Here is a 302-nt window from a genome sequence, read left to right on the forward strand (position 1 = left end):
ACCGCCGGCGCCAGGGCGGCGTCGGGCACGTCGCTGCTGTAATCATCGGTGAATCGAGGCGGCTTTTGACGCCCCCCGCGCGCTTCGGCCCCCACGGCCCCCACCAGGGCCAAGGCCGCCAGGGCCAGCAGCCCCCCGGACAAGCCGTCGCGCGTGATCTTCTGGTAGGAGGCGCTATCTACCCAGCCGTCCTCATAGCGGGTGGTGTACTCATACTGCAACGAGCCCTGATGGGCGAAGCGCTCGTCATCGGGCATGTTGGTGAGCCACCCCACGGGGAACATGACACGACCGAGCGCATA

1 pseudogene is annotated in these 302 nt (G+C 67.9%); it reads right to left on the minus strand.

The window, feature by feature from the left end:
• A pseudogene (locus PZH32_RS12845) lies at window positions 1–302 on the minus strand (hypothetical protein); the annotation flags it as partial.

The sequence above is a fragment of the Adlercreutzia equolifaciens genome (assembly GCF_029076695.1).
Classification (GTDB): Bacteria; Actinomycetota; Coriobacteriia; order Coriobacteriales; family Eggerthellaceae; genus Adlercreutzia; species Adlercreutzia equolifaciens_A.